This window comes from Bacteroidota bacterium (genome assembly GCA_036522515.1).
In the GTDB taxonomy this organism is placed as follows: Bacteria; Bacteroidota; Ignavibacteria; order UBA10030; family SZUA-254; genus VBOC01.
Genome location: DATDFQ010000001.1, coordinates 1 through 17,784, shown reverse-complemented (window position 1 = coordinate 17,784; position 17,784 = coordinate 1). Strand labels below are relative to the sequence as shown.

13 protein-coding genes are annotated in these 17,784 nt (G+C 57.9%); 10 read left to right on the top strand and 3 right to left on the bottom strand.

The features are described 5' to 3' along the window. Positions 1-13 precede the first annotated feature (13 nt). From VI215_00065 to VI215_00020, 10 genes are all read left to right on the top strand, one after another. Positions 14-1,705 (top strand): hypothetical protein, encoded by a 1,692-nt coding sequence (locus VI215_00065; protein ID HEY6190699.1) that lies wholly within the window; start codon positions 14-16, stop codon positions 1,703-1,705. 29 nt (positions 1,706-1,734) lie between these two features. Beyond that, positions 1,735-2,772: a hypothetical protein gene (locus VI215_00060; GenBank protein HEY6190698.1), complete on the top strand. Its 1,038-nt coding sequence runs from the start codon at positions 1,735-1,737 to the stop codon at positions 2,770-2,772. A gap of 36 nt (positions 2,773-2,808) precedes the next feature. Then, complete coding sequence (locus tag VI215_00055) at positions 2,809-5,946, top strand: SdrD B-like domain-containing protein (protein HEY6190697.1); 3,138 nt, start codon at positions 2,809-2,811, stop codon at positions 5,944-5,946. A 67-nt stretch (positions 5,947-6,013) separates the two neighbouring features. Next, a complete protein-coding gene (locus VI215_00050) occupies positions 6,014-7,246 on the top strand; it encodes an ammonium transporter (protein HEY6190696.1) in 1,233 nt (410 codons plus the stop codon). 149 nt (positions 7,247-7,395) lie between these two features. Next, positions 7,396-10,041 carry a DUF5916 domain-containing protein gene (locus VI215_00045; protein ID HEY6190695.1) on the top strand — a complete coding sequence of 882 codons (2,646 nt, stop codon included), beginning with the start codon at positions 7,396-7,398 and terminating at the stop codon, positions 10,039-10,041. 376 nt (positions 10,042-10,417) lie between these two features. Next, entirely contained in the window at positions 10,418-11,002 is a 585-nt protein-coding gene (locus tag VI215_00040; GenBank protein ID HEY6190694.1) for a sigma-70 family RNA polymerase sigma factor, read from the top strand. 2 nt (positions 11,003-11,004) lie between these two features. Next, positions 11,005-11,835, top strand: coding sequence for a zf-HC2 domain-containing protein (locus tag VI215_00035; GenBank protein HEY6190693.1), 831 nt, complete (start codon positions 11,005-11,007; stop codon positions 11,833-11,835). A 16-nt stretch (positions 11,836-11,851) separates the two neighbouring features. Then, positions 11,852-13,441, top strand: a complete 1,590-nt coding sequence (locus tag VI215_00030; GenBank protein HEY6190692.1) for a HEAT repeat domain-containing protein — start codon at positions 11,852-11,854, stop codon at positions 13,439-13,441. Between the two features lie 3 nt (positions 13,442-13,444). Further along, positions 13,445-14,587 (top strand): HEAT repeat domain-containing protein, encoded by a 1,143-nt coding sequence (locus VI215_00025; GenBank protein ID HEY6190691.1) that lies wholly within the window; start codon positions 13,445-13,447, stop codon positions 14,585-14,587. A 185-nt stretch (positions 14,588-14,772) separates the two neighbouring features. Continuing rightward, positions 14,773-15,243 carry a methylglyoxal synthase gene (locus tag VI215_00020; GenBank protein HEY6190690.1) on the top strand — a complete coding sequence of 157 codons (471 nt, stop codon included), beginning with the start codon at positions 14,773-14,775 and terminating at the stop codon, positions 15,241-15,243. 31 nt (positions 15,244-15,274) lie between these two features. Here the strand turns inward: VI215_00020 and VI215_00015 are convergent, their stop codons facing one another. The 3 genes from VI215_00015 to VI215_00005 all read right to left on the bottom strand — a co-directional run. After that, positions 15,275-16,297 carry an ATP-binding protein gene (locus VI215_00015; GenBank protein HEY6190689.1) on the bottom strand — a complete coding sequence of 341 codons (1,023 nt, stop codon included), beginning with the start codon at positions 16,295-16,297 and terminating at the stop codon, positions 15,275-15,277. Beyond that, entirely contained in the window at positions 16,294-17,103 is an 810-nt protein-coding gene (locus VI215_00010) for an ATPase domain-containing protein (protein HEY6190688.1), read from the bottom strand. The genes VI215_00015 and VI215_00010 overlap by 4 nt, the downstream gene beginning before the upstream one ends. Before the next feature lie 24 nt (positions 17,104-17,127). Next, positions 17,128-17,784 (bottom strand): hypothetical protein (locus VI215_00005; GenBank protein ID HEY6190687.1); only part of this gene is annotated, 657 nt, incomplete at its 5' end.

The window sequence follows — 17,784 nt, the reverse complement described above, 5'->3', positions numbered from 1 at the left end:
TGGAGAGATGGCAATGTGGCGGACTAAAATTTTTCTTGTTCTACTTCTGATTGGCTCGACAGGCCCGGCTCCCTCGCGCGAACACCCTCCCGGTGCCGCCCGTGGCGATGGTATTCTCGATTCTGTCACAACGACAGCCTGGTCGGCGGTCATCAGGGCCGCTATTGGCGTTTTCAGCGATTCTCTCGCGACGCTCGGCGTGAAATCCGACGCCACGCCGTCGTATGATTCGCTCTACGACGTACCGCATCCTCCGGAGATCGGAACGTACCTCGAAGTCTTTTTCCCCCACTCCGGCGGCAACTGGCCGCCGATCTGGGGTTCGAGATATGCGTTCGACTATACGAGTCCCCTGGGAGCGAGATGGGTGTTCGATGTCGAAACAAATATCACTCCGGGCACGCTCACGCTTTCCTGGGACACATCCCGGATCAACAAACTTCCGCCGGCGTACGTCCTATTGATGAAGGATTCGGCGACGGGCGTCATCACTAATATGCGAAACCATAACAGCTATTCGTTCCAATACTCGGCTCCGAGGTTGTTCGTCGTCGAGGCCGAGCAGGGTGCGACGGTCTACAACCTGAAGGGAGGCTGGAATCTCCTTTCCCTTTCGCGGATCGCGGCGGATTCTTCGGTCCAATTCCTCTTCCCCACCGCGGCCTCGCGGGCGTTCGGATATAACGGAGCCTATTCGATACAGACCGAACTGCACAAAGGAAGCGGCTACTGGATCAGATTTCACCACCAGGAGACCGTCTCTGTTCCCGGCCTGGGGATCGCCTCGCTCGATATTCCGGTCTCCGACGGATGGAACATGATCGGAACGGTCGACGCGACCATCCCCGCCCCCGGGGGAGGGTCCATCACTTCACGGTTCTTCTCGTACGACGGGGGGTATCAGCCCGTCGATTCGCTGAAATCCGGCGGAGGATATTGGGTAAAGGTCTCGGGGAACGGGACAATCCATCTGGGGCCCGGCACACAGAACATCGGGAAACAAACGTCGCGATTCCAGCCTGAACCAGTCACGCTGATAACCATCACGAACCCGGATAATGGACGTCAGCAGATGATGCTCTCTCCCGCCGGACGTCCGCCGGGCGAAAGTTCGAAATACGAACTGCCGCCAGTGCCGGACGAAGGGGCCTTTGATGCGCGGTTTACCTCACAGCGCTTCCGCGAAGAATACCCCGCCGGCGAACCGGCATCGTTCACCATTCGCATACAGTCTCCAAGCTATCCTGTTCGGGTCGAGATTGGCCCCGGCGATCCGGATATTTGTTTGTCAGTCACGGATTGCCTCTCAGGACGTGAGCTCGGGGCTTCCCACGGAGGAGCCACGCTGACCGTGACACTCCGGGACCCGGCCCACCGTGAACTCGTCGTACGCACCTCGCCATTGGAATTGCAACCGGCCGGAACGTGCCTTCTGCAGAATTACCCCAACCCGTTCAATCCGTCCTCCACGATCAGCTATTCCCTTGCGGAGAAATCCGAGGTCCGGCTCCTCCTCGCCGATGCCCTCGGAAGGGAAATCGGCTTGCTCGACCAGGGCTTGAGGGAAGCAGGAGCCCACGAGGTGACGATCGACGGCACGGTTCTCAAGCTCTCCAGCGGAGTCTACTTCTACCGCCTCGAAACCACCGGGCAGGCCACCGGCAGGACCTTCACCGCAACGAACAAGTTGATGTATCTACGATAATGATTCTCCATAAACCTCGAATACCATTCATGAGAGTACGATCACTCATCCCGGGGCTGTTCTGTCTTGCGGTCTGTTTCCTGTCGCACGCAGTAGCCCAGATAAACTATGACAATTGGAATTTCCTGATCAAGGGCGCGAACGGCACGATCACCGATTCGCTCGCCATCCTCGGGATTCGGAGCGACGCCACACCGGGCTATGACAACGCCTACGACGTCCCCCGGCCTCCGAGATCCCCCTCGGGAATCTATCTCGAGGTGTACTTTCCTCATTCGGGGGGCAATTACCCGGCAGTTCTCGGGACCGAGTATGCGGTGGATTTCCAGGGGCCCGCCGATCCCGTTTGGAATATGAGCGTCGAGGCCTCCTCCGCCGGACCGGTGACGCTTACATGGGACTCGGCCTACGCCGCTTCCATCGAACCCCGGGCACAGCTCTTCCTGTTCGACATCGCGGCCGGTTCGCTGACGGATATGAAACACGCCGGCCGTTACTCCTTCGTCTACAGCACCAAACGGGATTTTCAGATTATCGGGGCCGTGAAGATAGACCTCCGCTACCTCATGGAAGGGTTTTGGAACGGCACATCACAGGTCCAGGATACGGTGACTGCATACCTGGCTTCGTCCATCTCACCCTTCGGGCTTCTCGATTCGTCGGCAGCGGCCCTCTCAGGGTCGGGATCAGGGTTGCCGGTGTTCCGGAACGCCGCATCGGGGAGTTATTACCTCGTAATCCGGCATCGCAACCATCTCGAAGTGTGGAGCGCGTCCCCGATGGCTCTGGTCAAAGGGACGACGAGCATCTCGAGCTACGATTTTTCAACCGGCGCCGGAACGGCGTTCGGGGTCAACGCACTCAGGCAGGTCGGAAGCTCGTTCGTCTCCTGGGGCGGCGACGTCAACCAGGACGGGGTCGTCGACTTTCTCGACCGCAACCTGACCTGGAACAACAGGACCCTGACCGGACACCTGCCGACCGACACTAACGGCGACAACGTCACCAACTCCAATGACGACACAATCGTTCTCGGCAACCGTTTGAAGGTACGGCAGCGGCCGTAACCCCCGCTCATCCAACAATTGAAAAAGAGCAAGTCTATGAAATTCATCCTTCGGTTCTTCTGCACGATCTTCCTTTTATCGGCCACGGGGACCGCGTTTCTCTTCGGACAACCGGTTCCGCAGTACGAGCTGACCGTGCGAAATCCGGTGCTGAACGGCACCACCTATCAATTCGATCTCTATGTGAGGCGCACGGGCGCGACTCCCTTCCGAATCGGGAACAGCCAGTTTATCCTCTCATTCAATTCCGGGGCGTTCACCTCGCCTGCGTTTTCCCGCGTGGTTTCGACGGAACAGATCGGTTCGGGATTCTTCTTCGATCAGGTGATTTCGGGCGGCAAGCTGATGATCTCACTCGGAGGAAACGGATCGTTCGCCGGCGCCGCCGACATTGCCACCCCGGGACCGGGGACCAGGATCTCAACCTACCGGATCACCGGCGTGAATGTGCCCGTCCTTTCGGCCGGGCTTACATGGGTGAATTTGCCCGCCCTGATCCGGACGGGCGTCAGCGAAATCAATCCGTCCGACAACTATCGCGACATCACAGATCTCACCGGGGCGTCCCACATCAACGGCGGGGGAGAATTCGGACAGATTTCAGGTTACAAATTTAACGACCTGAACGGGAATGGGAGTTGGGATCAGCCGGCGGAACCGCCTTTGAGCGGCTGGACAATTAATCTTGCCGGCCCCAACGGGCCTTTTTCGGCCGTAACCGGAACCACTCCCTGGCCGGTGGGATATTACGAATTCGACAATCTCACGCCCGGCGACTATACCATCGGAGAAACCGTCCAGAGCGGGTGGTCGCCCACATTGACGCCGCCCAATCCGGTTCATCTTGCAGCGGGCCAGCAGGTTCCGAACGTCAATTTTGGAAATTACAGCGGGCCCGCCATCCTCGGCATGAAATTCAACGATCTGAACGGGAACGGAACAAAAGACGGGTCCGAGTCCGGTATCCCGGGCTGGGAGATCACGGCGGCAAAGGTGGGGGGCGGCGGCACAAAATCGACTCTGACGAACGCTTCCGGAAATTACACGCTCACATTCCTTCCCTCCGAGACAGGGACGTGGGTCATAGGAGAGACGGTGCAGCCGGGGTGGGTTCAGACGTTTCCCGTGTCGCCGGCGATGTACTCGATCAACATCCTGTCGGGAACATTCGTGACCGGAAAGGATTTTGGCAATTTTCAGGCAAGTTCCATCTCCGGAGTGAAGTTCGACGATTTCAACGGAGACTCGGTGAAGAACGCGGGGGAGCAGGGGATCGCCGGATGGCGGATGCGTCTTCTCAAGAACGGCAGCCAGGTCGACAGCATGCGTACCGATCTGAACGGCCATTACGCTTTCGATAGTCTCCCGACCGGCGCGTATGCGGTCGTCGAATCATCCGCATCGGGATGGATTCAAACTCTTCCTGCGTCGCCCGCCGGCTACGCCGCGAATATCACCGCCGGAGGAACGAACCTGGTCAACCGCGACTTCGGTAACTTCCGCCTGGGATCCATCTCCGGAATTTCCTACTACGACCTCAACCATAACGGAACGCAGGAACCGGGTGAACCGGGTATGGTCGGACTCCAGATCGATGCGGTCTCACCCGCCCGCAGTTATCATACCTTCACGCTCACCGGCGGAGCCTGGTCGATCACCAACATGCTCGCCGGCGACTATACGCTCTCCGAGCATATCCCCCTGGGATATCAGATCCCGCCCGTCAACGGGTCCTATGCGGAGGTCATCACGAGCGGCGCTGATATAACGGGGTTGCGCTTCGGAAACAGCTCCTCATCCGATACCATAGGCTTCAGGACATTCGGATATGCGGCGATGGCGCAGGCACAGTATGCCAGAGGAAAGATCGGACCGATCAGAAGAAGACCCGACAAGGTTCAGTTTTGCGCCATTATCACCAACCAGACCGGCACTCCGGCTTCGTTCCTTCGGGTCTATTTTCGTGTGCCCCTCTACATCGACGACCCGGGTTACCCGATTGTCATCTCCCCTGCACCCCGGATGATCACAACCAGCGGATTCTCGGGAAAACAGATCGACATCACGTTCGACCATGATATCAACGTGGGCGATTCGATAACATTTTGCGGTTGGGGGAAGAAGGTCAAGCGGCAGAGCGCGAGCTATGTCTGGAAGAACCCGAATTCCACCGTGCCGACGCTTCCCAAAGCGATCTTCACGATGAATGAGCCGCGGTATCCGAAGCCGAACCCCGCCAACATGTACGACGAAGTGTTTTTGGACAACGGATTCGGCACGCCCGACACAGGGGGGCTGGTGGTGGGCATCCCCCGGCCTGACAATCCCCGCCACTACGGCTGGGTCCGGTTACGTCTTGCGAAGGACCTCAAGAAGTCGTTCTACGGAAGGACCGGAATTCACTCCGATAACACACACGGATACAACGACCTGGTTCACAAACCGTTGGTGAAAGAGTTGAAAACACTCCCTCCCACAAAGCAGAATAACCGGCTCTTCGCGGATGTCGCTGCGCTGAAGATCAACATCGCGGCGAGCGTGCTTGGCATCACCGCACACGGCTTCGGGGAATTGATCTTCGATGACGGCGTCAGCCCGTTGAGCGGCCTTACGGTGCGGCAACTCGCCTCCCGGGCCGACTCGATGCTGACGTTCTGGCGGGGTATTTTGACTCAATCATTCGTCGGCATGGACACCGTCATCGCAAGAGTAAACTCTTCGTTCGAGGGGGCGGTCGATTCGCTTTCCTTTGCCAGAACGCTGGTCTACGCCGCGGTGAGACCGCTGCAGGAGGTGGCTTTCCTCCGGGCCCTTCCCGGCTCGATTCCGACCGCGATGAATCCACCCGGATTCCACCAGGTCGATTTGCCTCCGGCGTTCTCGCTGCACCAGAATTATCCCAACCCGTTCAATCCGACGACGACGATCAGTTTCGACCTGCCGGGAAGCGGCGTGGTGACCCTGCGCGTCTTCAACGTCCTCGGGCAACAAATCGCAACACTCATCGACCATGCGAACCTCGACGAGGGAGAACAAGATGTCGAGTTCGACGCCCACAACCTGCCCTCCGGCGTCTATTTCTACCGTCTGGACGTCACCCCTCTGAATGACGAAGACGGGTCCGTTGCTCCCAGTTCGCTGAGCCAGACCGGAAAGATGATGCTTTTGAAGTGATGTGACCGGCTTGTAAGTCTCGCTGAAATTCAATACACTCCAACTCCACCAGCGAGAAGGAAGAGCCATGCACATCGATACGGGTAACACGGGCTTCATGCTCCTCTGCTGCAGCCTCGTGATGTTGATGACCCCCGGCCTTGCGTTTTTCTACGGCGGCCTCGTCGGACGGAAAAACGTCCTCGCGATCATGATCCAGAGTTTTGTCTCGATGGGCTGGACCACCGTCCTCTGGTACGCCTTCGGTTACTCGCTCTGTTTCAGCGGGGATGTGGGCGGGGTGATCGGGAACCTCGACATGGCATTCCTCAGGGGAGTGGACCTTTCCACCCCGTCCCCTATCAATGACAGCATTCCCCTGATCGTGTTTGTCGCCTACCAGATGATGTTTGCGATCATCACTCCCGCGCTCATCACCGGAGCGTTCACCAACAGGGTGACGTTCAAGGCGTATATGTGGTTTCTCACGGGTTGGCTTGTCTTCGTTTATTTTCCGTTCGTACACATGGTCTGGGGCGGCGGCTTCCTCCAGAAATGGGGCGTCCTCGATTTTGCCGGCGGCATCGTGGTTCATAACATCGCCGGGATGGCAGCTCTTGCATCCGTCCTCTACGTCGGGAAGCGAAGGGTCCAGGATCGCGGGCCGCACAGCATTCCTCTTGTCGCCCTCGGGACGGGTCTCCTCTGGTTCGGCTGGTACGGGTTCAACGCGGGAAGCGAGTTCCGCGTCGACTCCGTCACCGCCAGCGCATTCCTGAACACAGACATCGCCGCATCGTTTGCGGCTGTCACCTGGATGGCGGTCGACTGGCTGATCTCCAAGAAACCGAAGTTTCTCGGGCTCCTCACAGGGGCCGTGGCTGGTCTGGCAACCATCACGCCGGCTGCCGGATACGTTTCGCCCACAACTGCGGTCATCATCGGGATCGTTGCGGGGGTGGTCTGTTATTTTGCCGTCGCGCTCAAGAATAAGCTTGCCCTCGATGACGCACTCGACGTCTGGGGTGTCCACGGCGTCGGGGGATTTCTCGGAATCATACTTCTGGGCGCATTCGCATCGCTCGCATTCAACCCATCCGCCGGAACCGACGGCCTCTTTTCCGGCAATAGCACGTTCTTCTTCAAACAGCTCATTGCAGCTCTCTTTTCTTCCGTCTGGGCATTCGGATTCACCTACGGCATGCTCTGGATCATCGACCGGATTACGCCTGTCAAGGTCAAAGAAGCGGACGAAGAGGCGGGTCTCGATGCATCGTTGCATTCTGAAACGGCATATCTGGAGGAAGAGATAGAAGGCTGAACTTTCCCCCCTCCCGCCTGTCAACCTTTCTGTAACCATTCCCGTCTAAGACAGTATACAAGTAAACGGCTGCCGGCTCACCCCCGGGCGAACGGCGCTGCGAAGCCAACCGAACTTACCGGCTCCATCAGGTCGTCAAGGAGTTCCCTATGAAATTGTTGCTCTGCGCGCTTCTGTTCGCCCTCCCGGGCCTCATCCGGGCAGAGGTGCCCGATTCGGCCGCAACCCCCAAACTCACCGTTCATGCCATACATATTACCGAACCGGTCGTCATCGACGGGATGCTGAGCGAGCCGGTCTGGAGCAAGGACGACGGTATTTCAACCTTCCGGCAGCTCGATCCCGTGGAAGGAGCTCCCGCTTCACAAACCACGACCGTCCATGTGGCATACGACGACGCAGCCCTCTACATCGGAGCGCGTTGCGTCGATACCGCCCCTGATTCGATGGTCGTGCGGCTCAGCCGCCGCGACGGAAACTGGGATTCCGACATGTTCTTCTGCTATCTCGATCCCTATCATGACCAGATCAGCGGATTCTATTTCGCCCTCGACGCGGCCGGCACCCTCTACGACGGCACCCTCTACAACGACGAATGGAACGACGACTCGTGGAACGGGGTGTGGGAGGGAAAAGTGCATCGCGACGACCATGGTTGGACCGCGGAGATGCGGATTCCTTTTTCGCAGCTCCGGTTTCAGCAGAAAGACCAGTACACATGGGGGATCAACTTCCGGAGGGACGTCGCGCGCCGCAACGAGCGCGCCTATGTGGTCTTCACGCCGAAGAACGGCAGCGGCTTCGTCTCCCGGTTTCCCGATCTCGTCGGGATCGAGAATATCAACGCCGCGCGGCAGGCGGAGTTTCTTCCCTACCTTACGACGCGAGCCGAATACTCGAGCCACCTCCCGAACGATCCGTTCAACAGCGGTTCCCGGTACACTCCGAAGTTTGGGGGAGACCTCAAGATGGGCCTTGGCCCGAACCTGACGCTCGACGGAACCGTTTATCCCGATTTCGGACAGGTCGAGGTCGATCCGGCGGTGGTCAACCTGAGCGATGTGGAAACGTTCTTCCAGGAAAAGCGCCCGTTCTTCATCGAGGGATCGACCATCTTCAATTTCGGCTCCGGAGGGACGAACAACAACTGGGGATTCAACTGGCCCGGCGTCACGTTCCTCTACAGCCGGCGCATCGGCAGAGCCCCCCAGGGGAGCACGCCGAACGCCGATTTCGCGGACGTTCCTTCCGGAACCGACATCCTGGGCGCGGCGAAGATCACCGGAAAAGTACTCGAGAGCTGGAATATCGGCGCGATCCAGGCAGTCACATCCCGCGAGTTCGCGGACATTCAAACCGGCAGCGTCCGGTCACGGGCGGAAGTGGAACCCCTCACCTACTACGGCGTCGTGCGGGCGCAGAAAGAATTCGAGAAGGGGCGCGAAGCGCTCGGCTTTTTCTCCTCGCTTGCGTCGCGGCAGTTTCAGGACGACCGGCTCAGGGATCAGATCAACAAAGACGGATTCGTCGGCGGTCTCGACGGGTGGTGGACGATCGATCAGGACAAAACCTGGGTCCTTGGCGCATGGGCTTCGGTGTCGCGGGTCGACGGCAACAGGGCGCGCATGCTCTCCCTGCAACGGAATTCCCAGCATTACTTCCAGCGCCCCGACGCGGATGATGTAGCGGTCGACAGTAATGCGACCTCCATGACCGGCTACTCAGCCCGCTTCAGGCTGAACAAGCAAAAAGGCAACTTCTATCTCAACGCCTCTCTCGGTGTCATCAACCCGAAGTACGAACCGAACGATCTCGGTTTCATGTCGCGCTCGGATGTCATCAATGGTCATCTCGTGATGAGCTACCGCTGGACGGAGCCCCGGTCATTCTACCGGTTTATAGAACTCGGCGGCTCGCTCTTTCAAAATTACGACTTCGATATGAATTCCACCTGGAGAGGCCTGTTCCACTTCGGGTACATTGAGTTTCCTAACTTTTACTCGCTCAATTGGAACACCGCCTATAACCCGCAGACGATCAGCACCCGCAGGACTCGCGGCGGACCGGCGATGCTGACACCGCCGGGGTACCAGTTTGATCTCTATCCCTCCACTGATCAACGCAAGAGTTTGGTTTTCAGCTTCGATTGGTTCACGTACCAGGCGGTCCATACCAGGGATTGGGCTTTTTCGCCCAGTGTCCAGTGGAGGCCCTCGACGAATATTTCCTTCTCGTTCAGCCCGTCGTTCGAGCACGACTTCGAAGGCGCCCAGTATGTGGGGACCTTCGTCGACCCGGCCGCCCGGTCCACGTTCGGGAGACGGTATGTGTTTGGAGAAATGAATCAGAACACCCTCTCGGCGGGGATGCGGCTGAACTGGACCTTTACTCCCCAGATGAGCCTCCAGGTGTATGTTCAGCCCCTTATTTCCGCGGCGCAATTCAACCGTTTCAAGGAACTGGCGCAGCCGAAAACATACGATTTCAACTATTACGGTGAGAATGGATCGACGATTGGACTGGACGATGCAACGAACGAGTATTCCGTGACACCGGCCGGCTCCTCCCCCTTCACGTTTTCAAACCCCGATTTCAACCTGAAGTCGCTGCGCGGAAGCGCGATCCTGCGGTGGGAGTACCTCCCCGGCTCGACGGTCTATTTTGTCTGGACGCAGAGCCGGAGCGGAATGGACGATGACGGCGAATTCCAGTTTAACAGATCGATCGGGCACCTCTTCGATGCGACGCCCGACAACATTTTCCTCGTCAAGCTTTCGTACTGGTGGAATATGTAGTATTTCAGATCTCCCGGTAGGCGCGACCTTCAGGTCGCGTGCCATTCAGCGCAGCCTGAAGGCTGCGGCTACCAGGAGAAACCGGCAGAGATAACGGTAGGCGCGACCTTTAGGTCGCGTTTTTTTTGGGCGCAGCCTGAAGTCTACACCTACCAAACCGCCCGGTAGTGTCGCAGTTTCACCCTCTCTCGTTATCCCGGCATGTTTTAGGTCGGGATCTTTATAAAAGAGTTGAAAGATGCTGACCAGGAGCATGTCAGCATGACGAGGTGGAGAGAAATATCGCGAAACCGTGATAGCCCAAATCAGCTTGTTTTGTTGTTCCGTAAACCTTTTCCTCGTACTTTCCGTCTTATACAGTAAAGAAGGAGCTCCATTGACCGATGAACAGTTGCTCATCGATCGTGCACAGCAGGGAGACGGGGACGCGTTCCGGCAACTCGTGGAGCGCTCGAATCGCACAGTGTACCGGCTTGCATACGATCTGACCGGCAACCGCCACGATGCGGAAGACCTGTCGCAGGAAGTCTTTGTCCGGGCATACCGGGCGCTTCCGGGCTTCCGTCGGGAGGCCAAATGGAGCACATGGATCTACCGTATCACGGTGAACATTTGTCTCGACCACCGGGATGCACGCTCAGGAAAGCGCCTTGAATACAGGGAAGATATCGATGACGATCTGCAACAGGAACCGGGCCGCAGCGCCACTGCCATCATGCCGGACAGAGAAACGGAGTCAGGCATGATTCACGAGCACATCGAACGCGCGCTCGGCCGGCTCTCGCCCCAGGAACGGTCCGTGTTCGTGCTCCGGCACTACCACGACCTCCCCTTGAGGGAGATCGCCGACACGATGCAGATCGCGGAAGGGACCGTCAAGTCGCACCTCTTCCGCGCGCTGCAACGCCTCCGGCGCGAGCTCGCTTTCTACAGGCCTGAATTGGGATTGGAAGGAGATTGACCATGACATGTGATCACGCAAGAGAATTATTCACGGAGGGGCTCTACGGCGAGCTTTCTCCGGAACTCCAGAAGGAACTCACCGGACATATCGCCACCTGCGCCTCCTGTTCCAGGGAATATCAGGCGCTCAAGGAAACACTCGCGATCATGGACGGGCGCAGGATCCCCGAGCCCCGCGAAGCGTTCGAAGCCGGGCTCTGGAACCGGATCAACGCGCAACTCGGCACCCGGGAAACCGGCGCACGTGCTACAGGCGACCGGGCTCCCCTTCCGGGGAGGAAGGCTGCAACCCGGCCGGCGGCCATGCCGGCCTGGGCATACGGAATCGCCGCGACAATTCTTCTCGCAGTGGGGTTCTACCTGGGAAAAACATACTTCGGGACTCACCAGCCGGAAATCGTACAGCGGAGCAGCCCGCCCGCCCTCGCGCCCCTGCCCGAAAGCGAAGACAGCGCCACCTCCCAGGCCGTCGCCTACCTTCAGCGGTCGAAGAATCTCCTCATCGGCCTCGCGAATCTCGACGCGGAGCACCGCGCCACGATCGACCTGAAGCACAACCAGGAAGTCTCCCGGGAATTGATCGAACAGGCGGACGTGCTGACCGTCTCGTTGAACAAACCGAGCCAGCAACAGGTCCGGCAGCTCATCATGGATCTCGAAGTGATTCTCGTGCAGCTTGCGAACATCGAGGTGAAACCGGGGGTCCCGGCCATCGAGATGGTGCAAAAAGGCATCGATCAGAAATCCATATTGCTTAAGATTAATCTCGAAGAAATGCGCTCGATGGCGCGCAGGTCGCCCGGCGAACAACCCAAGAAAACCACACTGTAACACCGGAGGATTCATAATGCAAAAACGGATCAGCAATTCAATCAAGACCACAATCATTCTGGCGGTGCTCATCGCACTCGGACTCTCCGGGATGGCACGGGCGCAGGACGGCTCTTCGAAAGCCTACGAAGCCGCCTACAGCCGCATCCTCGATGAGAAATGGGGGGATGCGCAGAGCGCCCTCTCCGACTTCGTCAAGAAGTATCCGAAGAGCAACCTGATCGACGCGGCCCGCTACTGGCACTGCTACACGCGCGACAAGCTGGGAGAATCCAGGGAAGCGGTCTTCGGCTGTTATCGCGACTTTATCTCCTCCTACCCCAAGAGCAAATGGGTGAAGGACGCGAAATCGAACATGGTCAACCTCGCATACCAGCTCTCGCGCGAAGGGAAACCGGAGTACGAGAAGATCGTCAAGGGGATGGACGATTCGGGCGATGAGGACGTGAAGCTGGCGGCCCTCTACGCACTGGGAAACATGGGGAGCAAAGAAGCGTATTCCACAATCGTTTCTCTGTATGCCGGGATGCCGAGCGAGAACATCCGGAGCAAGATCGTCTACATTCTCGGCAATTTCGAAACGGCGGAGAGCAGGCAGAAGCTGAGCGAGATCGCGTTGAAAGATCCCAGCATCAAGGTCAGGAAGGATGCGGTTTACGCCATCGGGAACAGCGGGGGCCCGGGCTCGGTTTCGGCGCTCGAGAAAGTCGTCCACTCGGACGCCGATCCCGAATTGCGAACCGCGGCCCTCTATACGATCGGAAACGTCGAAGGGGATTCTGCCGCGTCATTCCTGGAAGAAATTGCACGGACAGACCGTGATCCCGCCCTCGCGAAGGCGGCGGCAAACGCGCTGGGCAATATTTCGACCACGGCGGCCTCGAACGGGCTCCGGAGAGTCATCAAGGAAGCGACCCAGATGGAAGTTCGGAAAGCCGCAATGTACGCGCTGGGGAACCAGGGAAACTCGGTTGCAGTCGCAGCCCTGAAAGACGCCTGCCTCACAGATCCCGACCATGACCTTGGTAAGGATGCGGCGTACGCGCTCGGGAATATCGGAGGCGCCGGCGCCCTCACCGCCCTCGAAGAGATCGCGGGAAAAAGCGCGAATCCGAAGGTGACCGAGGCGGCACTCTACAGTCTCGGAAACATGGGCGGAGAAGAAGCGAAGAAATTTCTCATGCAGACCGCGGTCAACAGTACGGATGAGAAAACCGGCAAGACGGCGGTGTATGCCCTCGGAAATCTGAGCGACGGCCACGACGCCGAGCTTATGCTGCAGATCGTGAAAAGTTCAAAGCTCCCCGAAGTCCGGAAGCAGGCGCTCTACCAGATCGGCAACAACGCGGAGGGGCCGGGCGCGATAAAAGTGCTCGGCAGTGTCGCTGCCGATGAGAACGATCCTGAACTGCAGGGCGCGGCGGTGAACGCACTCGGCAATACGGGGAGCGACGACGCCGTGCCCATCCTCGCGGGCGTCGCAAAGAGCGGAGGGAACAAACATATCCGGAGCGCGGCGGTGAACGCGCTCGGTCAGATCGGGAGCGAAAAGGCCCGGGCCGCACTTCTTGAAATCCTCGAGATGAAGCCCAAGGGAAAGGAGTGACCGATGAAACAGGGTACACTTTTCTCCCGGCACTTCGTTTTTGGACTTTTGATCGCAATCGGGATCACGGGCACATCCGCTCAAAAGGTCGTGCGGGATCCCGATACCGCGGCACCGCTCCCGGGTAAGTTTGCCTGGGCCCAGGCCGAGGCGAAAAAGCGGGGATTCGAAAGCGGATATTGGGTCGGCTACTCCATCCAGCGGCAGATGTCCGAGCACTCCTATATCGGATCGTTCTATTCCGACCCGCGACGGAACAGGCCCTCGCTTAGCGAGCTCGTCACAGGCGCAAGACAGCTCGACATCCGCGCCGACGGAATAACCGGTGACGACAACGACAATGACGTGGTGACTAACGACGATGACGGCCGGGGGTCAGGCAGAAAGGTCGCAAAGGAAGTGGGCATCCTGCTCCGCTTTTCGGGAAAGCCATCCATCGAGCCGGACAAAATTAAGATCAGCAGCCTCTCGCTCCGCGTCGACTTCGAAGACGCACCTCTTCTCTGGCTTGGCGGCGCCGCGGACGGGGAGAGTATCGAATTCCTGAAGGCAAGATTCTCGGCCTCCCAGTGGACCGAGGTAAAAAAGGAGCTCGTGAGGGCGATCGGGCTTCACGAACCGTCGCCGGCGGTCTTTACGTTCCTGCGGGATCTTCTTACAAGCAAGGAGACAGGCAGCGTGAGGGAGGAAAGCGCCTTCTGGCTCGGACAATTGAATACCGATGAGGCGCTCGGAGCTCTCATGCACGCGGCTGAAACTGATGCATCCGAAAAGGTCAAGGAGCAGGCGGTCTTCGGGATCAGCCAGATGGAGGGAAACCGCGGACTGGAAGGCCTGATTAAACTCGCCAAGGAGAGTCCAGAACGGGAAGTCGGGAAGAAGGCGGCCTTCTGGCTGGGTCAGCGGGCGTCGGAGAAGGCAATATCCACTCTGAAGGACATCGTCTACTCAAGCAAGGATACTGAACTTCAAAAGAATGCGCTCTTCGCTCTCACCCAGTGCTCCAACGGCGGGGCAGTCGAGGATGTGATCAAGATCGCCACCACCCACCCGAATCCGAAAATCCGGAAAGAAGCGATCTTCTGGCTCGGTCAGTCGGAGGATAAGCGGGCTGTCGAAGCCCTGATCGATATCGTCCGGCACTAAGACTGCAGCCCCGGATCCTTCTGGATTCCGGGGCTGCTTTAACCCCGCCTCACATCAACATCAAACCTGCAACTCTCCTCCCCCCTAAATTAAGTACAATGGTCAGCGCAAATTGACGGTAAAGTTTCATTCCTTTTCTTATCTTTGAGTAGCTGTAAGAACCATCATTTCTTCATGATACTCCCATGGAAAGCACAAAACGCATCGCTCTCGTCGCGCACGACAACCGGAAGAAAGACCTCATCGAGTGGATCGAGTGGAATCGATCGGCGTTACTGGAGCACAGGCTGATTTGTACAGGCACCACGGGAAAACTGGTCGAAGAGGTCCTGAAAAAGGACATGGAGGGGAGCCCGGGTAGGAAAATCAATATCCGCAAGCTCAAGTCAGGACCGTTGGGGGGTGATCAGCAGCTCGGAGCGTTGATCACCGAAGGAGAGATTGATGTGATCATTTTCTTGTGGGATCCGATGGAACCCCAGCCCCATGATGTGGACGTGAAGGCATTGCTCAGAATCGCGGTCCTCTACAATGTTCCGACCGCGTGTAACCGTTCGACGGCGGATTTTCTGATATCGTCTCCCCTCTTTGTAGCCGACTACGCCCCCACCCTTACGGATTTCTCTCACTATATCCGCAGAGGCATAAACTTGTAGCACGTGTTCCGGCGGGCCGGAACACTGGAGGTCACTGGTACTTCTGCGGACGGAACAGGAAGAATGCCCGGAAGACTCTAAACACAAGGTATGCGATAAAGCCCAAGGCGGAGAAGTAAATGTAGAATTCTCGGCTCTCGGGACCGATCGAGAAAATCTTGAAGAGCGTGAACATCGCCACTCCGAAGATATAGACCGGCCCCATGTTGAAGTAATGCCCCTCGTCCACCTGCCGGAGCTTCCGGATTTCCTCGTTGTCCACGTACTTCTCGCGCGAGCCGTGCCAGAGCATGTTCTTGATATGAAACGGATTCCCGTTCGACGCCTTGAGTATTTCCCTTCGGTACAACTCGCGGTCGACAACCCGCAGCGGATAGTGCTCGCAATAATAATCAATGAGTTGAATGCAGACGGGCTCCGGAAGTGGTTCAAGCCTGATTTTTGAGAACGCCGCCCAGATTTTTTTGAAGACGTAGTGCTCCTTCATTTCGACTGAGGCGGCGCAAACCACCGCGATATTCAGAAGCGCTTCCAGAAATGCCTGTTGCCCCGGTGAGATTCTATCGAGCGTATCGAAGAAGATCAGGTACGGCTTCGGTGACCGGGAAATCGCCTCGAACACCGCCGCCTGGAGCCTGACCGATCCAATAGCCGACAGTCGTTTCTTGACCACACCCCAATCGGAGCGCTCTTCGCCCGTCTCGATCCGCAGGTCTCCTCTATAATAGAGTTTCTCCGCCAGTTCCTTCAGGCACTCGCCGAGCGGGCTCGAATGTTCGATGAAGAGCTCTTTGTATTGTCCGGGATCGATGTGAAGCGCGAGCTTTCCCCGGCTGCGAGCGAGGAGGTAAGGCGAAAATTCGATTCGCCTCACCCGTCCGCTCAGAATCCACTTCGCCTCCATTATCAGCCGGCTTTTGCCGATTCCCTTCTCTCCCAGCAGCAATGTATGCCTCCCCCGCTGGAGATTTCTGACAAGCTCGAACAGTTCGTCGTGCCTGCCGATGAATATCGTGTCGTGCCGTAGATCTTCGACGGGACCAACCGGGGTCATCGCCCTTCATCGCGACCGGGCGGACGTCTCCCGAGGAATTCCAACCCGCGTTCCCCCATCCTGAGCCTGCATCGGGGGATGGTCGAGCCGAAGCGGTTCTTTGATAAATAGAGCTCGCGTTCCGCCCCATTCCCTTCCGGCTCCTCAAGATAGAGGACCACGTCAACGGCATGCTCGAGAAGTTTGGGTCCTGCGGCTCTCCCGCCTTTCGTGACCTGCCCGACCAATATGAGGATGAACCCCTTCTCTTGCGCCGAACGTCGGAGCAGGTATGAGCACTTCCGGATCTGCGCCGGGCCTCCCGGAATGGACTCCGAAGCATCGCTGTAGAGAGTCTGTATCGAATCAATAACGAGAATTGCGGGACGGCATGTTTCTACGTGCGGGATGATCTTCGAGACGTTCGTTTCGAAGAGGAGGAAGATTCCCGGTGAATTGATCTTTAACCGGTCTGCCCGGAGCTTTAGCTGCTGAACAGACTCCTCCCCGCTCACGTACAGCGACTTTACTTTCGACTTTCTGAGCAACTGCAATACAAGCGTCGATTTTCCCGCGCCGGGTGTTCCGATCAGAAGAATTGAACTGCCGGGAACGAAACCGCCCCCGAGAAGTAAGTCAAGCGGTCCGATGTTCGACGTGATGCGCGGGGATGGAGCCGACGCCATGTCTGCGAGCGCGACAGGGTGAGGATCCTCCGGCGAGACTCTTGATGATTGGTTTTGGAACGAGTTCCATGCTCCGCAGTCGGGGCAGGAGAGGTGAAAGAGGGGAAAGGCGTGCTGGCAACCGGAACAGCGGTACGGCATCGAATGCGGATCCGGTGAGCGCTCTCAAGGAAGGCGCTTGATGATAAACACGACCTCCGTTTTCCGGTCGCGCGGGAGGCGGCGGATATCGGCCAGGAGGCCGTGCACCGGGGAGCGTATCTCTGATTCCCGCTCGGCCGCCGTCGCTTTTGCCCCGGTTTCTTTGATGGCCAGAGACAGAGTCGCCATCTCAAGACGGGACTTTGCGGCCTCGGCATCCTTCGATGAAACCAGCTCGGAGGCGACCCTCTTGTTTCTGAGCCATTTCAACTGCGACACCCTGAACAGCTCTTGCGAGATGAAGCCGTTTCGGAGAAGCTCTTCGCTCTGGCCGTATTCCGCAGAATCTACTTTTACCGCTTGCTCTGCGTCGCTTATCCGGCGTTGAAAGTCGACGGAGAGGTCATGCGAGCGTTCCCGGGCCGCGCTCAATTTTTGTTCGAGAAGGTCCTTTTGTTCATTGAAAAACCTTGCGCGGTCGATTCGGCCTATTATTTCCTTTTCCCGGAGCGTGTCTCCCGGTCTTTTCAACAGCAGAACGGAATCCTTCGGATCGATCAGTGAGACGACCCTGGAATAGCTCTCGGGCCTGGAATGGATGCCGGATCCCGAATCAGGCTCGCCGGACCCATTCGCCAGAATCGTCTTGATGGTGAGAACTCCCTTGGTGACCAGAACTCC